We start from the raw sequence: 20757 nt of genomic DNA on the forward strand, positions 1-20757 counted from the left end.
ATTGAAATGTCACTGTTGCGACAGGGTTGGGGCGGACTGGTAAAGTCTCGCCTTTCACGCTAACCACCCCCTAAAACCGTATGAAGCCCCTTATTCAGCACCTGAGGACGGCCAGCTTGCTGGCCTTGGCCGCCAGCAGCGCAGCATTCGCCCAGACCCCCATCAAGATTGGCGAGATCAACAGCTATTCGGCCATTCCGCAGTTCACCCAGCCCTACAAACAAGGCTGGCAGTTGGCCGTGGAGGAAATCAACGCGCAAGGCGGTTTGCTTGGCCGCAAGGTCGAAGTCATCGCCCGTGACGACGCCGGCAAGCCCGAAGAGGCTTTGCGCCACGCCATCGAGTTGAGCGCCAAGGAAAAAGTGGACGTGCTGGCTGGGGGCTTTTTGTCCAACATCGGCTTGGCGTTGGCCGACCATGCGCAAAAGAACAAACGCCTGTTCGTGGCCAGCGAGCCCTTGACCGACGCCATCGTCTGGGAAAAGGGCAACCGCTACACCTTCCGCCTGCGCCCCAGCACTTACATGCAGTCGGCCATGCTGGTCGAAGAAGCGGCCAAGCTGCCCGCCAAGCGCTGGGCCACGATCGCGCCCAACTACGAATACGGCCAAAGCGCCGTGGCCAGCTTCAAGGAGCTGCTCAAAGCCAAGCGCCCCGATGTGGAGTTTGTGAGCGAGCAGTGGCCCGCCCAGGGCAAGATCGACGCGGGCAGCACGCTCACGGCCACCATGGCCAGCAAACCCGACGCGATCTTCAACGTGACCTTTGGCGCGGACTTGGCCAAGCTGGTGCGCGAAGGCAACCAGCGCAACGTCTTCCCCAAGACCCCAGTGGTGTCGCTGCTGTCGGGTGAGCCCGAATACCTGGAAGTGCTGAAAGACGAAACGCCCAAGGGTTGGATCGTGACCGGCTACCCCTGGGACCAGCTCGACAACAAAGAGCACGCCAGCTTTGCCGCCAACTACTACAAGAAGTTCAATGAGAACCCCAAGGTCGGCTCGGTGGTGGGTTACGCCACCATGCAGGCCATCTTTGCGGCCATCCAAAAAGCCAAATCCACCGACAACGAAAAGCTGGTCACGGCCATGCGTGGCTTGAAGTTTTCCACGCCCTTTGGCCCGGCCGAGTTCCGTGCGCTGGACCAGCAGTCCACCATGGGGGCGTATGTGGGCAAGCTCGACCAGCGCGGTGGCAAGGGCACCATGGTGCAGTGGCGCTATGCCGACGGCAAGGCTTACCAACCCACCGATGCCTATGTGAAGGCCCGCCGCCCGGCGGATGCGATGAAGTAAAGCTTCGCAGTCTTCAAGCAAAACAGGCCCGTCAAGGGCCTGTTTTCATGGGGGATTGGCTTTGCCGACGTAGCGCTCGGCAGCCAGGTGCTTGGCCAAAGCGGGCGCCAAGGGAAGAGGCTCATGGCACAACCACGCGGCAGTCAATTCGCCGCACAGCACTGCCAAACTGATGCCGCGTGCCCCCATGCCCGCGCACAGCCACAGGCCGGGCAGCTGTTCGCTGTCGATGGGGCCCACAGCGGGCAGGCGGTTGGGCAGGGTGCAGCGCAAGCCGGCCCAGCCTTGCACATGCGCGGGGCCAAACTGGGGCTGCATGGCCGCGCCCAAGTCGGGCAGCAAAGTGGCCAAGCGCAGCTGATTGGCCGCGTGGTCTTCTTCGCGCACGGGGGCCTGTTCGCAGTTGCGCTCAAAGGTGGAGCCGATGTACCAGCCGGGCTGACCGTCCGGGGTGGGCACGTTGCTGATGAAGCTGCCGTGGCCGTTGACCGGAAAGGGCGGCAAGCGCTGGCGCTGGCCATCGGTCAAGCCGTGCATGTGGCCAAAGCTGATTTGCCCACGCAAAGGGTTCAGCGGCACGGCAAAGCCGGGCAAGGGGCGCAGCAAAGCCAGGCTGTCAAAGGCACTGGCCACCACCAGCAGGGGCGCTTGGCCCAAGGTTTGGCCTTGGGCATCGGTCACGACCCAATCCTCGCCGCGCCGTTCAAGGTGTTGCGCCTTGCGCCCCCACAGAACCTGCACACCCGGTGTTTGCAGCTGCGCCGCCACCAGTTGCCGGGGCCTGATCCAGCCTGCCCGCGCATGCCACAGCGCGGGTGTGCCGGTGGGCAGTCCTGCCGCAGTGATTTGTTCTGTGCTGGCTTGGGTGCTGCAAGCGTTGAGGGGCTCGGCGCTGGCTTCAAGCGTGGGCAGTCTGCGCTTGCCGGCCAGGTTGTGTTCCAAAACGCCCGTCAGGGCCCAGTCGGTGCCGCTGGTGAGCAGTGCCTCAGCGCGTTGCAAAGTGGCTGCAACGCCCGCACGCGTGATGCGTGAGAGCACGTTGTCGTCGGGCGAGACATGGGGTGCGGCCAGACCCGCAGGCAGGCCCGAGGCACCAGCGCCCACACCGCTGGCTTGGTCGATGACGGTGACGCGCCAGCCGCGCGTGGCCAAGCTGTGCGCAATGGCCGAACCCGACAAGCCGGCACCGATGACCAGTGCCTGCTTTGCGTGCGGTGGCTGCGTTGGGCTGCTAAGCAGAGGCGAGCTCAACTCAGTTGGCTGGGGGCACGTAGCCTTGAGCGGCGTCCGCGCCTTCGCCAAAGAAATGCTTTTCCATCTGGCGGGCCAGGTACTGGCGGGCGCGCAGATCGGCCAGGTTCAGGCGGTTTTCATTGACCAACATGGTCTGGTGCTTGAGCCAGTCGGCCCAGGCTTGTTTGCTCACACTTTCCCAAATGCGCTTGCCCAACTCGCCGGGATAAGGGGCGAAGTCCAAGCCTTCTGCTTCGGTGCCGAGTTTGATGCATTGAACGGTGCGTGCCATGTGTGTCTTGCCTTGAGGTGTCTTAAGAAGCGCTGGTTATACGGATATAAAATCTCAGTATTTCCAGTTGTAAGCGGTTCGGGCGAAAATACCGCCTGTTTTGCGGCAGGTCGACTTCTCGCGCGGTCATTCCAAACGCAACTGTAGCAAGCTTTCAGCTCCCCTCAGTGGCCACGGGACTCTTGCCCCGGCCCCCAACCCAAAAGATTTCATGAGTGCATTTCTCGAAGAACGCGTTCTGAGCGTTCACCACTGGACCGACCGTTTGTTCAGTTTCACCACCACGCGTGACCAGGCCCTGCGCTTTTCGAACGGCCACTTCACCATGATCGGCCTGCGCCAAGACAACGGCAAACCGCTGCTGCGCGCCTATTCGATCGCCAGCGCCAACTACGAAGAGCACCTCGAGTTCTTGAGCATCAAGGTGCCCGACGGCCCGCTGACTTCTAAGCTGCAACACATCCAGGTGGGCGACACCATCGTGGTGGGCCGCAAGCCCACAGGCACCTTGCTGTGCGACTACCTGCTGCCCGGCAAAAACCTGTACCTGCTGTCCACCGGCACGGGCCTGGCCCCCTTCATGAGCATCATCCGTGACCCCGAAACCTACGAGCGTTTCGAAAAAGTCATCTTGGTGCACGGTGTGCGTCAGGTCAACGAGTTGGCCTACCACGACTACATCACGCAAGAGCTGCCCGCCAACGAGTTCTTGGGTGAGATGGTGACAAACCAGTTGCTGTACTACCCCACCGTGACCCGCGAGCCCTACAAAAACCAAGGCCGCGTGACCGACCTGATGGAAAACGGCAAGTTGTTCGCTGACTTGGGCATGTCCAAACTCAACCCCGAGACCGACCGCGTCATGATCTGCGGCTCGCCCGAAATGCTCAAAGACCTCAAGCGCATCTGCGAAGAAAACGGCCTGAAGGAAGGCAACACCAGCACCCCTGGCGCCTTCGTGATCGAGCGGGCTTTTGCCGACGCCTGATATTTCAGGCACCTGGCCGATGGCTTTGTGATTGGCGTCACGCCAGCGCCACCACAACGGGAGCACAATGCTCCCGTTTTGTTTTGAAAAGCCCCCATGAACCTGTTTTCCATCACCCTCCAGCGTTGGATGGCCTTGATCGCGCTGGCCTGCATCGGCATGTTGGCGTTTGGCCTTTACCTGCAACACGTGGTGGGCCTGAACCCATGCCCCATGTGCATCGTGCAGCGCTACGCCATGATCGGCGTGTTGGTGGTGGCCCTGATTGCGTCGCGTTTGCAAAAGCCGGGTGGGTTGGCCGTGTTGGGCGCTCTGCTGGCGCTGCAGGCCGTGTTCGGCGCCTTTGTGGCGGCCCGCCAAAGTTGGCTGCAGTGGTACCCGCCCGAGATCGTCACATGTGGCCGTGACTTCTACGGCATGATCGAAAACTTCCCCATCGGCCGCGCCGTGCCCATGATCTTCAAAGGCAGCGGCGACTGCACCAAGGTGGACTGGACCTTTCTGGGCGGCTCGATCGCCAACTGGTCTTTCCTGTGCTTCGTCGGGTTTGCCGTGATCGGCACGGTCATCGCTGTGCAGGCTTGGCGCAGCCGCTGATCTGGCAAGCGGTCAAAGCTTCTTGACCAGCACCAGGCTCTTGCGGTTCCAGTTGTATTTGCGTTTGCGGGCTTCGGGCAGCCAGTCGGGGTCGACTTGCACAAAGCCGCGTTTGATGAACCAGTGCATGGTGCGGGTGGTCAGCACAAAGATGCTTTTGAGGCCCATGGCGCGGGCGCGTTGCTCGATGCGCTTCAAGATTTTTTCACCATCGCCTTGGCCCTGCGACTGGGGCGACACGGTCACCGCCGCCATCTCGGCCGTTTTGGCTTCGGGGTAGGGGTAGAGCGCAGCGCAGGCAAAGATCACGCCGTCGTGTTCGATGATGGTGTAGTGGTCGATGTCGCGTTCGATCTCGTTGCGCTCGCGGCGCACCAAGGTGCCGTCTTGCTCAAACGGCTCGATCAATTGCAAGATGCCGCCCACGTCGTCGGCGGTGGCTTCGCGCAGCTCTTCGAGCTTTTCATCGACCACCATGGTGCCGATGCCGTCGTGCACATAAATCTCCAGCAGCAAAGCGCCGTCCACCGCAAAGGGCAAGATGTGGCTGCGTTCCACGCCTTCTTCGCAGGCCTTCACGCAGTGCTGCAGGTAAAACGCCAAGTCGGTCGGCTGCGTCGGGTTGGGCGACTCGGCCAACATCTTTTTGGCCGCAGCCAAGGGCAGTTCGGTGTCGATCGGGTTGTCTTCGCTGGCCGGCTCGTTGGGGTGGATGAGGATGCCCGGCACCTCGGTCAAAAAGATCAGCTTGTCGGCCTGCAACTCGGCAGCCACGCTGGTGGCCACTTCTTCCATGGTCAGGTTGAAGGCTTCGCCTGTGGGTGAAAAACCAAAGGGCGAGAGCAGCACCATGGCGCCCATGTCCAGGGTGCGCATGATGCCGTCCACGTCCACCTTGCGCACCAGACCCGAGTGCTGGAAATCCACGCCGTCCACAATGCCCACCGGCCGCGCCGTGATGAAGTTGCCCGAAATCACCCGCACCGTGGAGCCCGCCATGGGGGTGTTGGGCAGGCCCTGGCTGAAAGCCGCTTCGATCTCGTAACGCAGCTGGCCTGCGGCCTCTTGCGCGCAGTCCAGCGCCACCTCGTCGGTCACGCGCATGCCGTGCGAATATTTCGGCTCATGGCCTTTGGCGGCCAGCTGCTCGTTCACCTGTGGGCGAAAACCGTGCACCAGCACCACCTTGACGCCCATGCTTTGAATCAGGGCCAAGTCTTGTGCGATGTGGGCCAGCTTGCCAGCGGCAATGGCCTCGCCCGCGATGCCCACCACAAAGGTCTTGCCCCGGTGCATGTGGATGTAAGGCGCCACCGACCGGAACCAGGGCACGAAGGTGAAATTGAAAACAGTGGACATGGGCTGTTGGACTTCTTGGGCAGTGTGGCCGTGGGGCTGGGATAATCCCCAGCTGCTCTTGCATTGATTTTCACAGAAGTTTCCGCTTTGTCCGACACCCCCCTCCAAATCGAGTTCCCCGAAGGCCTGCCGGTCTCTGCCCGCCGTGACGAGATCATGGCCGCCATGGACCAGCACCAGGTCATCATCGTCTGCGGTGAGACGGGCTCGGGCAAGACCACGCAGCTGCCCAAGATCGCCCTGACGCTGGGCCGAGGGCGCCTGAATGCCAAGCCGGGCGAGCGTGGCCGCCTGATTGGCCACACCCAGCCGCGCCGCATTGCGGCCAGCTCGGTGGCCAAGCGTATTGCCGAGGAGCTGAAAACGCCGCTTGGCGAGGTGGTGGGCTACAAGGTGCGGTTCCAAGACCGCTTGAGCAAAAACGCCTCGGTCAAGCTCATGACCGACGGCATTTTGTTGGCCGAAACGCAGACCGACCCGCTGCTGCAGGCCTACGACACCATCATCATCGACGAGGCGCACGAACGCAGCCTGAACATCGACTTTTTGCTGGGCTACTTGCGCCAGATTTTGCCGCGCAGGCCTGACCTCAAAATCGTGGTCACCTCGGCCACCATCGACGCTGACCGTTTTGCCAAGCACTTTGCGTCCCGCAATGGCCCGGCCCCGGTCATCATGGTGTCGGGGCGGACTTTCCCGGTGGAGCAGCGCTACCGACCGTTTGAAGAATCCCGCGAATACGACCTGAACGACGCGATCGCTGATGGCGTGGACGAACTCTGGCAAGGCGGGGCAGGGGGCGACATCTTGGTGTTCTTGCCCGGCGAGCGCGAGATCCGCGAAGCGGCCGACCACTTGCGCAAACACCTGTCGCACCAGCCGCTCACGCGCAACGCGCAGGTGCTGCCGCTGTTTGCCCGCCTGTCGCAGGCCGAGCAAGACCAGGTGTTTGAAAGCTCCAACGGCCGGCGCATCGTGCTGGCCACCAATGTGGCCGAAACGTCGCTCACGGTGCCCGGCATCCGCTATGTGATCGACGCAGGCACCGCCCGTGTCAAGCGCTACAGCCTGCGCAGCAAGGTCGAGCAGCTGATGGTCGAGCCGATCAGCCAAGCGGCAGCCAACCAGCGGGCGGGCCGCTGCGGCCGCGTGGCCAACGGCATTTGCATTCGTCTTTATGACGAGAAAGACTTTACCGGCCGCCCCCGTTTCACCGATCCAGAAATCTTGCGCTCCTCACTGGCAGGTGTGATCTTGCGCATGAAGAGCCTGCACCTGGGCGTGGTCGAAGACTTCCCGTTCATCGAAGCGCCGTCCAAACGGGCGATCACCGACGGCTACCAATTGCTGGCCGAGCTGGGCGCGGTGGATGACGACAACGAGCTGACGCCGATTGGCAAAGAGCTGGCCCGCCTGCCGCTGGACCCGCGTGTGGGCCGCATGATTTTGGAAGCCCGCCACCGCCAAGCGCTGGACGAAGTGCTCATCATTGCCAGCGCCATGAGCGTGCAAGACGTGCGCGACCGCCCCCTGGAAGCGCAAGCCCAAGCCGACCAGCAGCACGCCAAGTTTGACGACGACAAGAGCGAGTTCACCGGCTACCTGAAGCTGTGGAAGTGGATCAACGACGCCCGTGGTGGGCACGGCACCGCGCACAAACTGAGCAACCGCCAGTACGAACAAGTCCTGCGGCAAAGCTTCGTCAACGTGCGCCGCGTGCGCGAGTGGCGCGACACCCACACCCAGCTGCTGACGGTGGTGGCCGAGCACCAATGGCGCATCAACACGCAGCCTGCGAGCTACGAGCAACTGCACCTGTCCATGCTGGCGGGTTTGCTGGGCAACGTGGGCTACAAGCTCGACGACGAAGACGTGTACCTGGGCGCACGCGGCATCAAGTTCCACCGACACCCCGGAGCGCACCTCTCTAAAAAGCCGGGCCGCTGGATCGTGGTGGCCGAGCTGGTGGAGACCACGCGCCTGTTTGGCCGGGGCATTGCCGCCATCGAGCCGCAGTGGCTGGAGCAGGTCGGTGCGCATTTGCTCAAGAAGCAATTGCTCGACCCGCATTGGGAAAAGAAATCGGCCGAAGTGGTGGCGCTGGAGCGGGCCACGCTGTATGGCCTGGTGGTCTACAACGGCCGCCGTACGGCCTATGGCCGCATCGACCCGCACGGTGCGCGAGACATCTTCATCCGCGAAGCGCTGGTGGGCGACCAGTGGGAGACCAAGCTGCCATTTTTGGCCGCCAACCACAAGATGATCGCCAAGGTCGAAGAGCTGGAGCACAAGTCGCGCCGCCAAGACGTGTTGGTGGACGACGAGCTGATCTACGCCTTCTATGACCAGCAGATTCCACCCGATGTATGCAGCGGTCGCCTGCTGGAAGACTGGTACCGCCATGAGAGCGCCAAGCAGCCGCGCCTGTTGTTGCTGACCCGCGAAGAGCTGATGCGCCACGAAGCGGCAGGCATCACCACGCAGGCCTTCCCCAAACAGATCCGATTGGGTGGCACCGACTGCCAGGCCACTTATCTGCACGAGCCGGGCGATGCCCGTGATGGCGTGACCGTGACCGTACCTTTGTTTGTGCTGAACCAAGTCAGCGAAGACCGCTGCGAATGGCTGGTGCCCGGTTTGCTCAAAGACAAAATCCAGGCCCTGCTGAAAAGCCTGCCGCAGCGCCCGCGCAGCCGCTTTGTGCCGCTGCCCGAATCGGCCACCCGCTTGGCGGCTGAGCTGTCGGCGCCCGAGCTGTTTGGCAGCGGGTCGCTCACCGACGTGCTGCTCAAAAAAGTGCGCGACGAAACCAGCTTGGACGTCAAGCGCACCGACTTCAAACACGAGATGCTGAGCCCGCACTTGTTCATGAACCTGCTGGTGGTGGACGAACACGGCCGCCAGCTGGGCATGGGCCGCAACCTGGGCGCACTCAAAGGCGAGCTTGGCGCCAAAGCGCGTGGCGCGTTTCAGGCGCTGGCGCAGCTGAAAGTGGCGGCAGCCCCAGCGGGCGCCTCACCTGCGGACTCAAAATCAAATGGGGTCGGATCCCGATTGTCCGAAGGAAATCGGGCTCTGACCCCGATGGATTCCAAGCAAGAATCCAAACGCCAAAACGCCCCGGCCAAACAAGCACCTATCGCCCCCCAGCGCTACACCACCTGGACCTTTGGCGAGCTGCCCGAGCTGATGGAAATCAGCAAAGGTGGGCAGACCCTGATCGGCTTCCCTGCCTTGGTGGACATGCAAGACGCCGTGACCATCGAAGTCTTTGACGAGCCCGACGTGGCCGCCAGCAAAAACCGCGCGGGCCTGCGCCGCCTGTTTGCGCTGCAGATCAAAGATGCGCTCAAGTACCTTGAGAAAAACATCCCCGACCTGCAAAAAATGGCCGTGGCCTACATGCCACTGGGCACCGCCGACGAGCTGAAAACCCAGATCATCGACGTGGCGCTTGACCGAGCCTTCTTGCTCGACCCGCTGCCCAACGACGAAGCCACCTTCAAGCGCCGCATCGAAGAGGGCCGCGGGCGCTTGACCTTGATTGCCAACGAAGTGGCCCGGCTGGCGGGCAGCATCTTGCTGGAGTTCGGCGCGGCCACCCGCAAGATCAAGGACACCAAAAACGCCCCCGAAGCGACGGCAGACTGCACAGCGCAACTGCAACGCCTGATGCCCAAAAACTTCATGGCCGCCACCCCGTGGCCGCAGCTGCAGCACTGCGCCCGTTACCTGAAGGCCGTCACACTGCGCTTGGACAAATACCGCGCCGACCCGGCCCGCGACGCCCAGCGCCTGACAGAGCTCAAACCCCAAGAGCAACGCTACTGGCGCCTGGTGGCCGAACGCAAAGGCGCGCAAGACGCCCGTATGCTGGAGTTCCGCTGGCTACTGGAAGAGCTGCGCGTGAGCTTCTTCGCACAAGAACTGCGCACCCCGCAGCCGGTCAGCATCAAGCGGCTGGAGAAGGCTTGGGGGCAGTTGAATCATTGAGCAGATGATCAGCGCGCGAGTTGGTGCCAGATGACGACCGACCCGCCTGTTCAGTCACAGTCAACGACACTTTTTTGGAATCTCCATGGAAATCAAAGTCAACTTTCTCGACAAACTGCGCCTGGAGGCCAAGTTTGACGACTTCACTGTGCTGGCCGATCAGCCCATTCGCTACAAGGGCGATGGCTCGGCGCCGGGGCCGTTTGATTATTTTTTGGCGTCTTCCGCTTTGTGCGCCGCGTATTTTGTGAAGTTGTATTGCCAGACGCGCGACATCCCCACCGAGCACATCCGTCTGTCGCAAAACAACATCGTGGACCCCGATAACCGCTACCTGCAGACCATCAAGATCCAGGTCGAGTTGCCGGACGATATGTCCGATAAAGACCGCCAAGGCATTTTGCGGTCCATCGACCGCTGCACGGTCAAAAAGGCGATTCAAGCGGGCCCCACTTTCATCGTTGAAGCGGTGGACAACCTGGACGCTGACGCGCAGGCCTTGCTCTCCCTGAGCCCCGATGCGCAGGCGCAGACCCGCATTGCCGGCAAGGACTTGCCGCTGGAGCAGACCATCGCCAACATGACGGCGGTCTTGGCCAACTTGGGCATCAAGATCGAGATCGCGTCGTGGCGCAACCTGGTGCCCAATGTGTGGTCGCTGCACATCCGCGACGCGCACTCGCCCATGTGCTTCACCAACGGCAAGGGCTCGAGCAAAGAGAGCGCCTTGGCCTCGGCGCTGGGTGAATACATCGAGCGACTGAACAACAACCACTTTTACGCGGGTGTGTTTTTTGGCGAAGACCTCGCGCAGGCCGAGTTTGTGCACGACCCGCAAGAGCGTTGGTTTCAGCCCGGCAAGCGCGACGCGCTGCCCAAAGGCTTGTTGGACGCGCACTGTTTGGCCATTTACAACCCCGACGGCGAGCTCAAGGCCTCGCACCTGTTCGACACCAACTCGGGCAACCCCTCGCGTGGCATTTGTGCGCTGCCCTATGTGCGCCAGTCCGACGGTGAGGTGGTGTACTTTCCGTCCAACTTGGTGGAAAACCTGTTTGTGAGCAACGGCATGAGCGCGGGCAACACGCTGGTCGAAGCGCAGGTGCAGTGCTTGTCGGAGATTTTTGAGCGGGCCGTCAAGCGCGAGATCTTGGAAGGCGAAATGGCCTTGCCCGACGTGCCGCAGGACGTGTTGGCCAAGTACCCCGGCATCGTGGCAGGCATTGAGGCCTTGGAAGCGCAGGGCTTTCCGGTCTTGGTCAAAGACGCCTCGCTGGGTGGTGTGTACCCGGTGATGTGTGTGACCCTGATGAACCCGCGCACCGGCGGTGTGTTTGCGTCGTTTGGTGCGCACCCCCGCTTGGAGGTGGCGCTGGAGCGCAGCCTGACCGAGCTTCTGCAAGGCCGCAGTTTTGAAGGGCTGAACGACTTGCCCGCGCCCACCTTCATCAGCAACGCGGTGACCGAGCCCAACAACTTTGTGGAGCACTTCATCGACTCCAGCGGCATCGTGTCGTGGCGGTTTTTCAGCGCCCAGGCTGACCACGAGTTTGTGGAGTGGGACTTTTCGGCGCAGGGCAACGATGCCACCGCCCAAGAAGCCGCCACGCTGTTTGGCATCTTGCAGGCCATGGGCAAAGAGGCCTATGTGACGGTGCACGACCAACTGGGCGCCACCGCCTGCCGCATCTTGGTGCCGGGCTATTCCGAGGTGTACCCGGTCGATGACCTGATTTGGGACAACACCAACAAAGCGCTGTTGTTCCGCGCCGATGTGCTGAACCTGCACCGCTTGGACGACGAGGCTTTGGAGGCCTTGTTGGATCGCTTGGAGAACAACGAGCTGGACGATTACCTGGACATCGCCACGCTGATCGGCATCGAGTTTGACGACAACACGGTGTGGGGGCAGCTGACGGTGATGGAGCTCAAGCTCTTGATTCACCTGGCCTTGCAGCAGCTGGAAGAGGCCCACGACCTGGTGGGCGCGTTCTTGCAGTACAACGACAACACGGTGGAGCGCCGCTTGTTTTACCAAGCCCTGAACGTGGTGCTGGAAGTCACGCTGGGCGAGGACTTGGACTTGGCGGACTACGAGCTGAACTTCAGGCGCATGTTTGGCAACGAGCGCATGGATGCGGCCATCGGCTCGGTGGACGGCAGCGTGCGCTTTCATGGCCTCACGCCCACCAGCCTGCAGCTCGATGGCCTGGACCGGCACCAGCGATTGCTTGACAGCTACAAAAAACTGCACGCAGCGCGCGCGCGCGTGTGGCGGCGAGGCAGGCCTTGGTCTAAAGCGGCCCACCCATGAAAAAAGGCACCCGAAGGTGCCTTGGTGTTGGCGTTTACTTGCCGAACAACTTCATCAAATGCTGCCAGCCACGCAGCAAAAAGCCTGCGCGTTCGACTTCGGCTTGCGCCACCAGTGGGGCTTCGCCCACAGGTTTGCCATTGGATGTGGCGATCACTTTGCCGATCACAGCGCCTTTGGCCACAGGGGCTTCCAGGCCGGGTTTGAGTTCCACGGTGGTTTGCACTTGGGTGCCGCGTGGTACGGTCAAAAGCCACGGTGTGCTCAGGCCTGCGGCCACGGTGTCGGCTTTGCCGAAGCTGACTTTGGCGGTGCCGACCACGGCCCCGGGCTGAATGGGGGTGGCTTTTTCGAAGCTGCCAAAACCCCAGCCCAGCAGTGTGCGGGTTTGGTCAGCACGTGCCTGGGCGCTGTGGGTGTTGAGGATGACCGAGACCAAACGCATGTCGTTGCGCTTGGAAGAGGTGACCAAGCAGTAACCGGCTTCGGCGGTGTGGCCGGTCTTCAGGCCGTCCACGGTGGGGTCGGTGTAGAGCAGGGCGTTGCGGTTGCCTTGCTTGATGCCGTTGTACTTGAACTCGCGTTCGGCGTAGATGGGGTAGTACTCGGCACCGTCTTTGATGATGGCACGCGCCAAGATGGCCAGGTCACGGGCCGATGATTTGTGCGCCGGGTCGGGCAAGCCGGTGGGGTTCACAAACTGTGTTTTGCTCATGCCCAGGCGTTGGGCTTCGGCGTTCATCAGTTTGGCAAAGCCTGCTTCGGAGCCGGCCATGTGCTCGGCAATCGCTTTGGAGGCATCGTTGCCCGACTGGATGATGATGCCGCGCAGGATGTCGATGACGGTGGCTTGGCTGTTCAGCGGCAGGTACATGCACGACTCGGCGCTGGTGCCACGGCACCAGGCGTTTTCGCTCACGGTGACCAGGTCGGTGGGCTTGAGTTTGCCCGCGCGCAGGGCCTGCTCGACGATGTAGCTGGTCATCATCTTGGTGAGCGACGCGGGGGGCAGCGCTTCGTCGGCGTTGGCCGAAGCCAGCACTTGGCCAGAGTCGTAGTCCATCAGCAGCCAAGCTTTGGCGGGCAGCGCAGGGGCGTTGTCTGCCAAGGCGGATTCAGCGGCCAAGGGTGGCAGCGCGTTGGCGGCAGCAGCGGCAGCGGCTTTTTTGCCCGCACCGGCCTTTTGATGGGCGGCCGGCTTGGTGGCTTTGGGGTTGGCAGCGAAGGTGGCCGAGCAGGGTGTCAAAGCGCCAGCGGCGACGGCGAAAAGGACAGGAATGAGGGAGGAGGTCTTGGTTTGCATGGTGTTCACGGTCAGAGCCTCGATTGTCGCCGATCAAATTGTCAATTCTGCAAACGGGCGGTCAATTCAACCCAGGTGTAATGCCCGCGTCACATCGATCGTCAATGGGCCCAGAAAATGAAGTCCACCACCCGTCACCACAGGAACCTCATGTCAACAGCGCCACCCGCCAACCCTTTGCTGACCGGGCCGATTTTGCCGATCTTGCTCAGGTTTTCTTTGCCCAATATGGTGGCCATGCTGGCCACGGCGCTGGCAGCTATTGCCGAGACCAGTTATGTCGGGCACTTTGGTGCGCCCGCTTTGGCGGGCATGGCGCTGGTGTTTCCCTTTGTGATGTTGCAAACCATGTTGTCGGCCGGGGCCATGGGCGGTGGGGTGTCATCGGCCGTCAGCCGTGCGTTGGGCGCGGGCGATGCCAGTCGGGCCAATGTGCTGGCCGTGCACGCTTTGTGGATCGGCATGGCGATGGGCCTGGCGTTCATGCTGATGATGGAAGTTTGTGGCCCGGCCTTCATGTCGGCGCTGGGCGGCAAGGGAGAGGCGTTGGCCCAGGCGGTGGCGTATGGCGAGGTGGCTTTCGCAGGCTCGGTGTTCGTTTGGATCGTCAACACGCTGTCGTCGGTCATTCGCGGCAGTGGCAACATGAAAGTGCCTTCGGTGACTTTGTTTGCGGTGGCCTTGGCGCAGGTCTTGCTGGGCGGCGCTTTGGGCTTGGGCTGGGGGCCGCTGCCTGAATGGGGCATGCGAGGTGTGGCCGCTGGCGGTGTGCTGGCCAATGCCGCAGGCGCGCTGTATTTATGGGGCTATCTGGCTTCGGGCCGCGGCAAGATCACTTTGCGCATGCGCAGCACAACGCTGCACCGTCAGCACCTGATGGACATCTTGCGCGTGGGTGCCGTGGCCTGCATTTCGCCGCTTCAGACGGTGTTGATCATTTTGATTTTGACGCGTTTGGTGGCCAGCTTTGGGACGCAGGCCTTGGCCGGTTATGGCATCGGCACGCGGCTGGAGTTTTTGCTGGTGCCGATTGCGTTTGCGGTGGGTGTGGCCTCGGTGCCCGTGGTGGGCATGGCGATCGGGGCAGGCAACATTGCCCGTGCGCGCCAAGCGGCTTGGACGGCGGCGGCTGTGGCCACGGTTTTATTGGGTGCGTTGGGGCTGGCCGTCACTTGGGTGCCCGACGTGTGGACCACGCTGTACACGCAGGACCCGTCAGTGCGAGAGTCGGCAGCCAGTTACTTTGCGTGGGCCGGACCGTTTTATGGCTTTTTTGGTTTGGGCTTGTCGCTGTACTTTTCTTCTTTGGGCGCAGGCAAGGCCGTGGGACCGGTCCTTGCCGGTGCGCTGCGCTTGTTGGTGGTGGCTGTGGGCGGTTCGTTGCTGGCTTATCTGCAAGCACCGGCTTGGATGATCTTTGCCTTGGTGGGTGCAGGCATGGCCGTGTATGGCCTGAGCACCGTGCTCATCATCCGCATGACCCCTTGGGGAAATCCTGCTGCCAAGGCGTGAGCCCCAGTTCAGGCACCTAGACCTTCTGATCACTCGGTGTTGGCCCTTGCGCTGACAAGGTTTGTACCTGCCGAGACAGCTCGCGTACAGCTTCGGTCAGGGCCAGGAGTTCTTGCTCTTTCAAAATGTCGATTTTTTCGTGCAGGAGCTCGATTTCGAGCTCGGCCTTCACGTTGATCTCGTAATCGTTTTGCGCGTGGCGGCGGTCCAGCTCGGATTGGCGGTTTTGACTCATCATGATGGCCGGCGCCGTGTAGGCCGCTTGGAACGACAGCAGCAAGTTCAGCAAGATGAAGGGGTACGGGTCCCAGGCATGGGGGCCTGTCCACACATTGCCGACAATCCAAAAGACGATGGCGGTGCTCTGGATGATGATGAAGCGCCAGGAGCCCACGGTGGACGCCACGATGTCGGCCAGCTTTTGGCCGCGCGAGGGCGGCGGCACGTCCAGGTGCTCGGCGATCAAGATGGGCGCAATGCCGTGCTTTTGCCGATGGGCCTTGCGGTGCTGGCGCAGCAGTTCGAGTTGCTGCACTTCGTATGAGTGCTTGAGATCGGTGGTGTTTGTCGTCATCTGAGCCTCTGTGATGGATGCTGTCAGGGTAGCAGTGTCCACGGCGTGTTTTGTTGCTTCAGGTCATGCGTTTCGCTCTAGACGGATTGCGCAAAGCGAGGCACACTGAGCCACCCTCTGCTTGCAAACCCCATGAGCATCCAAGTCTTGATCGTCGGCATTCACCTCGCGCGCAGCACGCGGGGCAAGCCTTGCGCGCCGCCGCAGTGGCTGTGATCTTTCCCTTGTAGGTCGGCGGCTTGGAGCCCCGACAAGTTGGCGACGTACAAGCGCCACCTCAGACCTGAAGCTCTGACCTACAAAAATCTTTTTTTACCAATTTCAATTGGGGCCGCGCACGCATCGCAGCATGGCCCTGTGGATGACTGGAGATGTTCATGGCTGATTTGTTTGAGAACCCCATGGGTTTGTGTGGTTTCGAGTTTGTCGAGTTCGCCTCGCCGGTGCCCGGTTTGCTGGAGCCCTTGTTTGAAAAAATGGGCTTTTCTTTGGTGGCCAAGCACCGGTCCAAAGACGTGGTGCTGTACCGCCAGGGCGATATCAATTTCATCGTCAACCGCGAGCCCAAGAGCTTGGCGGGGTACTTTGCTTCGGAGCACGGCCCCTGCGCTTGTGCGCTGGCTTTTCGGGTGAAGGATTCACACCAGGCCTACGCCCGTGCGCTGGCGATGGGCGCACAACCGGTGGATGTGCCCACCGGGCCGATGGAATTGCGCCTGCCCGCCATCAAGGGCATTGGCGGTGCGCCACTGTATTTGATCGACCGCTACGAAGACGGCAAGAGCATTTACGACATCGACTTTGAATTCATCGAGGGTGTGGACCGCCATCCGCCCGGCCACGGCTTCAACTTGATCGATCACTTGACGCACAACGTGTACAAGGGTCGCATGGCGTTTTGGGGCGGCTTTTACGAGAAGATTTTCAACTTCCGAGAGATCCGTTACTTTGACATCAAGGGCGAATACACGGGCCTGACCAGCCGGGCCATGACCGCGCCCGATGGCTTGATCCGCATTCCGCTCAACGAAGAGTCGGGCAAGACGGGCGGGCAGATCGAAGAGTTCCTGATGCAGTTCAACGGTGAGGGCATCCAGCACATTGCTTTGCTGACAGACGACCTTTTGAAGAGCGTCGATGCCTTGCAGATGGCGGGCATCCCGCTCATGACCGCGCCCAATGACATCTATTACGAGATGCTGCAAGAGCGCTTGCCTGGCCACGGCGAGCCGGTGCCTGAGTTGCAGGCACGGGGCATTTTGATGGATGGCTCGACCGCCCATGGCGAGAAGCGATTGCTGCTGCAGATCTTCAGCCAGACCTTGCTGGGGCCGGTGTTCTTCGAGTTCATCCAGCGCAAGGCCGACGAGGGCTTTGGCGAAGGCAACTTCAAGGCCTTGTTTGAGAGTCTGGAGCGCGATCAGATCCGCCGAGGGGCGATCGAAGTGGACGCGGTCTGAAAAACTTGGGGCCCATCCGCATCAAGCGGTGGCTCCAAGCGTTCAGCAAAAAATCAGCGCCAGCATGGCCGGGTCATCGATCAGGTTGGTCGTGGCGTAGCCGGCCAAGCGATAGGCCAGCAGCGTCAAGTAATCCAACCAAGCGTCTGAATGCATGGGCCGTATTGTCGCAAATCGCGGCCCGCATCCCAGCGGTGATCACTCTGCTTTGACGTTGGCCGCCTGGATAACTTTGCCCCAGCGCTCGTATCTGCCCCTGAAGCATGCGCGACTGCTGGCCTTGCAGGCAGGGCCTAGCATGGTGAACATTGAAAGGTTTTTGATGTCTTCCGCTTTTTCAGGTTCATTTCAGCGACTGGCGATGTCCAACCTCTTGGCCCAATCGGCCGAACAGTTGAGCTTGGCGGCGGTGCCGATCGTGGCGGTGCTCATGCTTCAGGCGGGGCCTGGCGAGATTGGCATGCTGGCGTCTGTTCAGTCCTTGCCGTTTTTGCTGATGTCCATGCCTTTGGGTTTGCTGGCCGACCGCACGTCGCGCACACGCCTGATGGCCTTGGCCGAGGCTTTGCGGGCGCTGGCCTTGTTGCTTTTGTTGGCCTTGATTCTCACGGGGCAGGTGTCGATCATGGCGCTGGCGGTGATCGGCTTCATGGCGGCGGTGGGCACGGTGGCCTTCAGTGTGGCTGCGCCATCGCTGGTGCCGGCTTTGGTGCCTGTGGAGGGGCTGGCGCGGGCCAATGGCCGTTTGGAGCTGGCCCGCAGTGCCGCCTTTGCAGCAGGGCCTGCATTGGCCGGTGCACTGATCGCCTGGACAGGGGCGCCTGCGGCCTTTGTGCTGTCGGGCATGTTGTCGGTGGCAGCGGTGCTGTGTTTGCGCGGTATTGCTGAGCCGGCGCGGGCGGCCATGCCTGCAAGGCACCCCTTGTTGGAGTTGCAAGACGGCGCCAAGTGGGTTTGGCAAAGCGATTTGCTCAGGCCCATGGTGTTTTGTTCGGTGGCATGGAACATCTCTTGGTTCATGCTGCAAGCCGCTTACGTGCCCTATGCCATCCACGACCTGGGGCTGGACGCCAGCGGCGTGGGGGTCACGCTGGCCTGCTACGGCGTGGGCATGATCGTGGGGTCTTTGCTGGCACCGCGCGTGGTGGCGGCGTTGCCCTTTGGCCGCGCGATTTTGGTGGGGCCGTATGTCTCGGTCCTGTCGGCTTTGACGATGGCTTTGACCTTGTTTTGGCCCTACGGTTGGTTGGCCGCCTTGTCTTACTTTTTGTACGGTGCGGGTCCGATCCTTTGGGTCATCACCTCGACCACCTTGCGCCAGACGGTCACGCCACGCGCCATGATCGGACGGGTCACGTCCATCATCATCGTGTCGAGCACGGGTGCACGGCCACTGGGCGCGGCGCTGGGCGGTGTGTTGGGGGTGTACTTTCCCGCCTCGGTCAGCCTGTGGTGCGTGGTGCTCGGCTTTGGCGTGCAGGCGGTGATCATCACCGCGTCCAAGGTGCGCACACTCCAGCGCTTGCCTGACCCTTTGCCAGACACCTGAGCCGATCGAAGAGAAACCTCTGAGGAGACAAGACCATGGAACAAGCCGCTTTTGAAGCTTTGTTGAAACGGTTTTCGGCCGCGGCCGAAGCGGGCGATGGCGAGGCCTTTGCGCAGTGTTTCACGCCGGACGGCGTGTACCACGACTACATCTACGGCGACCACACGGGCCGGGCAGACATCGCGCACATGATGCGCGACCTGTTCCACCGCGATGCAGGGCCCGATTACCGCTGGGAGATGTTCGATCCGGTCTGCCATGGGCAGGTGGCCTATGCGCGGTCTTTGTCGAGCTTCACCTCCAAGGTGCCTGAGTTCGCGGGGCGGCAGGTGGTCATCGACGGGATCAGCCGCTTTGAATTGCGTGACGGACTGATCGCCGACTACAGCGAATCGGTCAATGGTGGCGTGGCAATGGTGCAGTTGGGTGTGGCGGCGACGCGCCTAGAGAAGGTGCTCAAGCGCTGGAGCCAGCAGTTGCTCGACCAACCCGCCACACAAGCATTTTTGGCCCGTGGCAAGCGCACGGATTGAGTTGTTTCCTGTCCATCGAAAGGCCCTGATATGAGCTACCAAGACATCCTTTACAGCGTGGATCACCGCATCGCGACCATCACGTTGAACCGGCCAGACAAACTCAACGCCTGGACCGCTGTGATGGAGCGCGAGGTGCGCGAGGCCATGGACGCTGCAGCGGCTGACGATGGTGTGCGCGCCATTGTGCTGACGGGGGCAGGCCGCGGCTTTTGCGCGGGGGCCGACATGGACTTGCTCAAAGGGCTGGACCCGAGCGACATCACCGCGACCACCTGGACGAAACCCTTTGATGTGAACCAGCGGCTGGACTACCAGACGCGTTATGGGTTTTACCCGGCGATCCCCAAGCCGGTGATCGGCATGCTCAACGGCGCAACCGCTGGCATTGGCTTGGTGCATGCCTTGTATTGCGACATTCGATTCGCGGCGGACAACGCGGTCTTCACCACCGCGTTTTCAAGGCGCGGCTTGATCGCCGAGCACGGCCTGAGCTGGATGCTGCCCCGCATCGTGGGCCACGCCAACGCCATGGATTTGTTGCTGTCGGCCCGCAAAGTGCTGGCCCCTGAGGCGCAGGCCATGGGTTTGGTCAACAAGGTGTTTGCGCCCGAGGCTTTGTCAGCCGCCACCTATGCCTACGCGCGCGACTTGGTGGACAACGTGTCGCCGCGCTCGATGGCGGTGATCAAGCGCCAGCAGTACGACGCGCCGTTCCAGACGCTGGCAGAAAACACGCGCCAAGCCAACGCAGAGATGGCCCGCAGTTTTGAGAGTGAAGACTTTCGTGAAGGCGTGGCGCACTTCATGGAGAAACGCGCAGCGCAATTCACGGGCCGATGATCGGGCCGGTGCTTGGCCCTCGGCTCACTTGAGGGTCATCAACGGAATGTCTTTGGCCGTGGCCAGCTTGTCCAGTTGTGCCCGAGTTTGTCCGGCCAAGAAAGCTTCGATGGCTTTGCGGGTGGCGGGCTTGAACAGGTCTTTGACCGGATGGGCCAGCTTCACGCCAGCGGCTTCGCACAGGCTGATGGCAAAGTGGGGCTCGAGCGCGGCCACCGCCACCCGGCCGTTTTTGCAGGCATAGATGCGGTAGCCCGCGTGCGCGCCACCCACAGCGCCGTCGGGTGTGGTCATGCGCAACTGGCGGGGCAGGGCCAGCCACGCGGCCGCCGTGGACAGAGCCACTTCGTGGCGCGAGCCTTTGCCGCTGCTTTTTTGGGTGATCACCGCTTTGAGCGTGGCCTCGCTGGCCATGAGTGCGCCGCCCATGTCGGCAAACAGGCTGGGGGGCAGGTCCATGCCGTTGACCAAGCCGACTTCGGCCTGGTAGGTCAGATCGTGGCCGGGGATCTCGGCCAGTGGGCCAGGCGCGCCCACCACTTCGATCAGGCTGAGTGCAGGGTATTGTTTTTGCAGCGCCTTCCAGCTCAGACCCAACTTGGTCAAAGCCGAGGGGCGAAACGAGGTCAAGAGCACATCGGTCTTGGGCAGCAGCTTGTGCAGTGCGGCCTGACCTGCAGCGGTTTTGAGGTCCAACGTTTGGTGTTTGACGCCCTTGTGCAGCAGGTCGTAACCCTCGGGGGTGTAGTGCTGCATCGGGTCGCCCGCAGGTGGGTTGACCTTGGTGCAGCTGGCTCCCATTTGCGCCAAGCGCATGAGGGCTGCAGGGCCGGGCAGGTTGAGGGCGAGGCTGAGAACGCGGACACCGCGCAGGGGCTTGAGTGAGGACATGCAGGAGCCTTGAAATGATTCCAG

Annotated in this window: 16 protein-coding genes; 10 read left to right on the forward strand and 6 right to left on the reverse strand. The window is 61.8% G+C overall.

The window, feature by feature from the left end; genetic code table 11:
• Positions 1-80 precede the first annotated feature (80 nt).
• The gene (locus QLQ16_RS05770) at positions 81-1292 is read left to right on the forward strand and encodes an ABC transporter substrate-binding protein (protein WP_283223740.1); all 1212 of its coding nucleotides are present in this window, start codon (positions 81-83) and stop codon (positions 1290-1292) included.
• 45 nt (positions 1293-1337) lie between these two features.
• On the opposite strand, the gene mnmC1 is transcribed toward QLQ16_RS05770, so the two are convergent.
• Both mnmC1 and QLQ16_RS05780 read right to left on the reverse strand, forming a co-directional pair.
• Entirely contained in the window at positions 1338-2543 is a 1206-nt protein-coding gene (gene mnmC1, locus QLQ16_RS05775; RefSeq protein WP_283223741.1) for an FAD-dependent 5-carboxymethylaminomethyl-2-thiouridine(34) oxidoreductase MnmC1, read from the reverse strand.
• 1 nt (position 2544) lies between these two features.
• Entirely contained in the window at positions 2545-2817 is a 273-nt protein-coding gene (locus QLQ16_RS05780; RefSeq protein ID WP_283223742.1) for an oxidative damage protection protein, read from the reverse strand.
• Between the two features lie 211 nt (positions 2818-3028).
• Between QLQ16_RS05780 and QLQ16_RS05785 the strand changes: the two genes are divergently transcribed.
• Entirely contained in the window at positions 3029-3805 is a 777-nt protein-coding gene (locus tag QLQ16_RS05785; RefSeq protein WP_283223743.1) for a ferredoxin--NADP reductase, read from the forward strand.
• A gap of 96 nt (positions 3806-3901) precedes the next feature.
• A complete protein-coding gene (locus tag QLQ16_RS05790) occupies positions 3902-4402 on the forward strand; it encodes a disulfide bond formation protein B (RefSeq protein WP_283223744.1) in 501 nt (166 codons plus the stop codon).
• A gap of 12 nt (positions 4403-4414) precedes the next feature.
• Here the strand turns inward: QLQ16_RS05790 and argA are convergent, their stop codons facing one another.
• Positions 4415-5761 carry an amino-acid N-acetyltransferase gene (gene argA / locus QLQ16_RS05795; protein WP_283223745.1) on the reverse strand — a complete coding sequence of 449 codons (1347 nt, stop codon included), beginning with the start codon at positions 5759-5761 and terminating at the stop codon, positions 4415-4417.
• 108 nt (positions 5762-5869) lie between these two features.
• On the opposite strand from argA, the gene hrpA reads away from it, so the two are divergent.
• Together hrpA and QLQ16_RS05805 are read left to right on the forward strand one after the other, a co-directional pair.
• Complete coding sequence (gene hrpA / locus QLQ16_RS05800) at positions 5870-9754, forward strand: ATP-dependent RNA helicase HrpA (RefSeq protein ID WP_431310387.1); 3885 nt, start codon at positions 5870-5872, stop codon at positions 9752-9754.
• An 85-nt stretch (positions 9755-9839) separates the two neighbouring features.
• On the forward strand, positions 9840-12068 hold the full coding sequence (locus tag QLQ16_RS05805) for an OsmC domain/YcaO domain-containing protein (RefSeq protein ID WP_283223747.1): 2229 nt from the start codon (positions 9840-9842) through the stop codon (positions 12066-12068).
• A gap of 34 nt (positions 12069-12102) precedes the next feature.
• On the opposite strand, the gene QLQ16_RS05810 is transcribed toward QLQ16_RS05805, so the two are convergent.
• The gene (locus QLQ16_RS05810) at positions 12103-13371 is read right to left on the reverse strand and encodes a D-alanyl-D-alanine carboxypeptidase family protein (protein ID WP_283223875.1); all 1269 of its coding nucleotides are present in this window, start codon (positions 13369-13371) and stop codon (positions 12103-12105) included.
• Positions 13372-13521: 150 nt separating this feature from the next.
• Here QLQ16_RS05810 and QLQ16_RS05815 point away from each other — a divergent pair, with 150 nt between their 5' ends.
• Positions 13522-14883: an MATE family efflux transporter gene (locus QLQ16_RS05815; protein ID WP_283223748.1), complete on the forward strand. Its 1362-nt coding sequence runs from the start codon at positions 13522-13524 to the stop codon at positions 14881-14883.
• A 16-nt stretch (positions 14884-14899) separates the two neighbouring features.
• On the opposite strand, the gene QLQ16_RS05820 is transcribed toward QLQ16_RS05815, so the two are convergent.
• On the reverse strand, positions 14900-15457 hold the full coding sequence (locus QLQ16_RS05820) for a DUF1003 domain-containing protein (protein ID WP_283223749.1): 558 nt from the start codon (positions 15455-15457) through the stop codon (positions 14900-14902).
• A gap of 377 nt (positions 15458-15834) precedes the next feature.
• Here QLQ16_RS05820 and hppD point away from each other — a divergent pair, with 377 nt between their 5' ends.
• The 4 genes from hppD to QLQ16_RS05840 all read left to right on the forward strand — a co-directional run bounded on the left by hppD (position 15835) and on the right by QLQ16_RS05840 (position 19842).
• Complete coding sequence (gene hppD / locus QLQ16_RS05825; protein WP_283223750.1) at positions 15835-16917, forward strand: 4-hydroxyphenylpyruvate dioxygenase; 1083 nt, start codon at positions 15835-15837, stop codon at positions 16915-16917.
• 361 nt (positions 16918-17278) lie between these two features.
• A complete protein-coding gene (locus QLQ16_RS05830) occupies positions 17279-18466 on the forward strand; it encodes an MFS transporter (RefSeq protein ID WP_283223751.1) in 1188 nt (395 codons plus the stop codon).
• A gap of 35 nt (positions 18467-18501) precedes the next feature.
• Entirely contained in the window at positions 18502-18999 is a 498-nt protein-coding gene (locus QLQ16_RS05835; protein WP_283223752.1) for a nuclear transport factor 2 family protein, read from the forward strand.
• 30 nt (positions 19000-19029) lie between these two features.
• A complete protein-coding gene (locus QLQ16_RS05840) occupies positions 19030-19842 on the forward strand; it encodes an enoyl-CoA hydratase (protein WP_283223753.1) in 813 nt (270 codons plus the stop codon).
• 24 nt (positions 19843-19866) lie between these two features.
• On the opposite strand, the gene QLQ16_RS05845 is transcribed toward QLQ16_RS05840, so the two are convergent.
• Positions 19867-20733 carry a CoA transferase gene (locus QLQ16_RS05845; protein WP_283223754.1) on the reverse strand — a complete coding sequence of 289 codons (867 nt, stop codon included), beginning with the start codon at positions 20731-20733 and terminating at the stop codon, positions 19867-19869.
• Positions 20734-20757 lie beyond the last annotated feature (24 nt).

The sequence above is a fragment of the Limnohabitans lacus genome, from assembly GCF_030053395.1.
In the GTDB taxonomy this organism is placed as follows: domain Bacteria; phylum Pseudomonadota; class Gammaproteobacteria; order Burkholderiales; family Burkholderiaceae_C; genus Limnohabitans_A; species Limnohabitans_A lacus.

What these genes read in the sequence shown, in the direction of transcription:
- QLQ16_RS05770 (WP_283223740.1), top strand. Translation starts at nt 81, where the DNA reads ATGAAGCCCCTTATTCAGCACCTGAGGACGGCCAGCTTGCTGGCCTTG.
- QLQ16_RS05780 (WP_283223742.1), bottom strand. Translation starts at nt 2,817, where the DNA reads ATGGCACGCACCGTTCAATGCATCAAACTCGGCACCGAAGCAGAAGGC.
- QLQ16_RS05785 (WP_283223743.1), top strand. Translation starts at nt 3,029, where the DNA reads ATGAGTGCATTTCTCGAAGAACGCGTTCTGAGCGTTCACCACTGGACC.
- QLQ16_RS05790 (WP_283223744.1), top strand. Translation starts at nt 3,902, where the DNA reads ATGAACCTGTTTTCCATCACCCTCCAGCGTTGGATGGCCTTGATCGCG.
- argA (WP_283223745.1), bottom strand. Translation starts at nt 5,761, where the DNA reads ATGTCCACTGTTTTCAATTTCACCTTCGTGCCCTGGTTCCGGTCGGTG.
- QLQ16_RS05805 (WP_283223747.1), top strand. Translation starts at nt 9,840, where the DNA reads ATGGAAATCAAAGTCAACTTTCTCGACAAACTGCGCCTGGAGGCCAAG.
- QLQ16_RS05810 (WP_283223875.1), bottom strand. Translation starts at nt 13,371, where the DNA reads ATGCAAACCAAGACCTCCTCCCTCATTCCTGTCCTTTTCGCCGTCGCC.
- QLQ16_RS05815 (WP_283223748.1), top strand. Translation starts at nt 13,522, where the DNA reads ATGTCAACAGCGCCACCCGCCAACCCTTTGCTGACCGGGCCGATTTTG.
- QLQ16_RS05820 (WP_283223749.1), bottom strand. Translation starts at nt 15,457, where the DNA reads ATGACGACAAACACCACCGATCTCAAGCACTCATACGAAGTGCAGCAA.
- hppD (WP_283223750.1), top strand. Translation starts at nt 15,835, where the DNA reads ATGGCTGATTTGTTTGAGAACCCCATGGGTTTGTGTGGTTTCGAGTTT.
- QLQ16_RS05830 (WP_283223751.1), top strand. Translation starts at nt 17,279, where the DNA reads ATGTCCAACCTCTTGGCCCAATCGGCCGAACAGTTGAGCTTGGCGGCG.
- QLQ16_RS05835 (WP_283223752.1), top strand. Translation starts at nt 18,502, where the DNA reads ATGGAACAAGCCGCTTTTGAAGCTTTGTTGAAACGGTTTTCGGCCGCG.
- QLQ16_RS05840 (WP_283223753.1), top strand. Translation starts at nt 19,030, where the DNA reads ATGAGCTACCAAGACATCCTTTACAGCGTGGATCACCGCATCGCGACC.
- QLQ16_RS05845 (WP_283223754.1), bottom strand. Translation starts at nt 20,733, where the DNA reads ATGTCCTCACTCAAGCCCCTGCGCGGTGTCCGCGTTCTCAGCCTCGCC.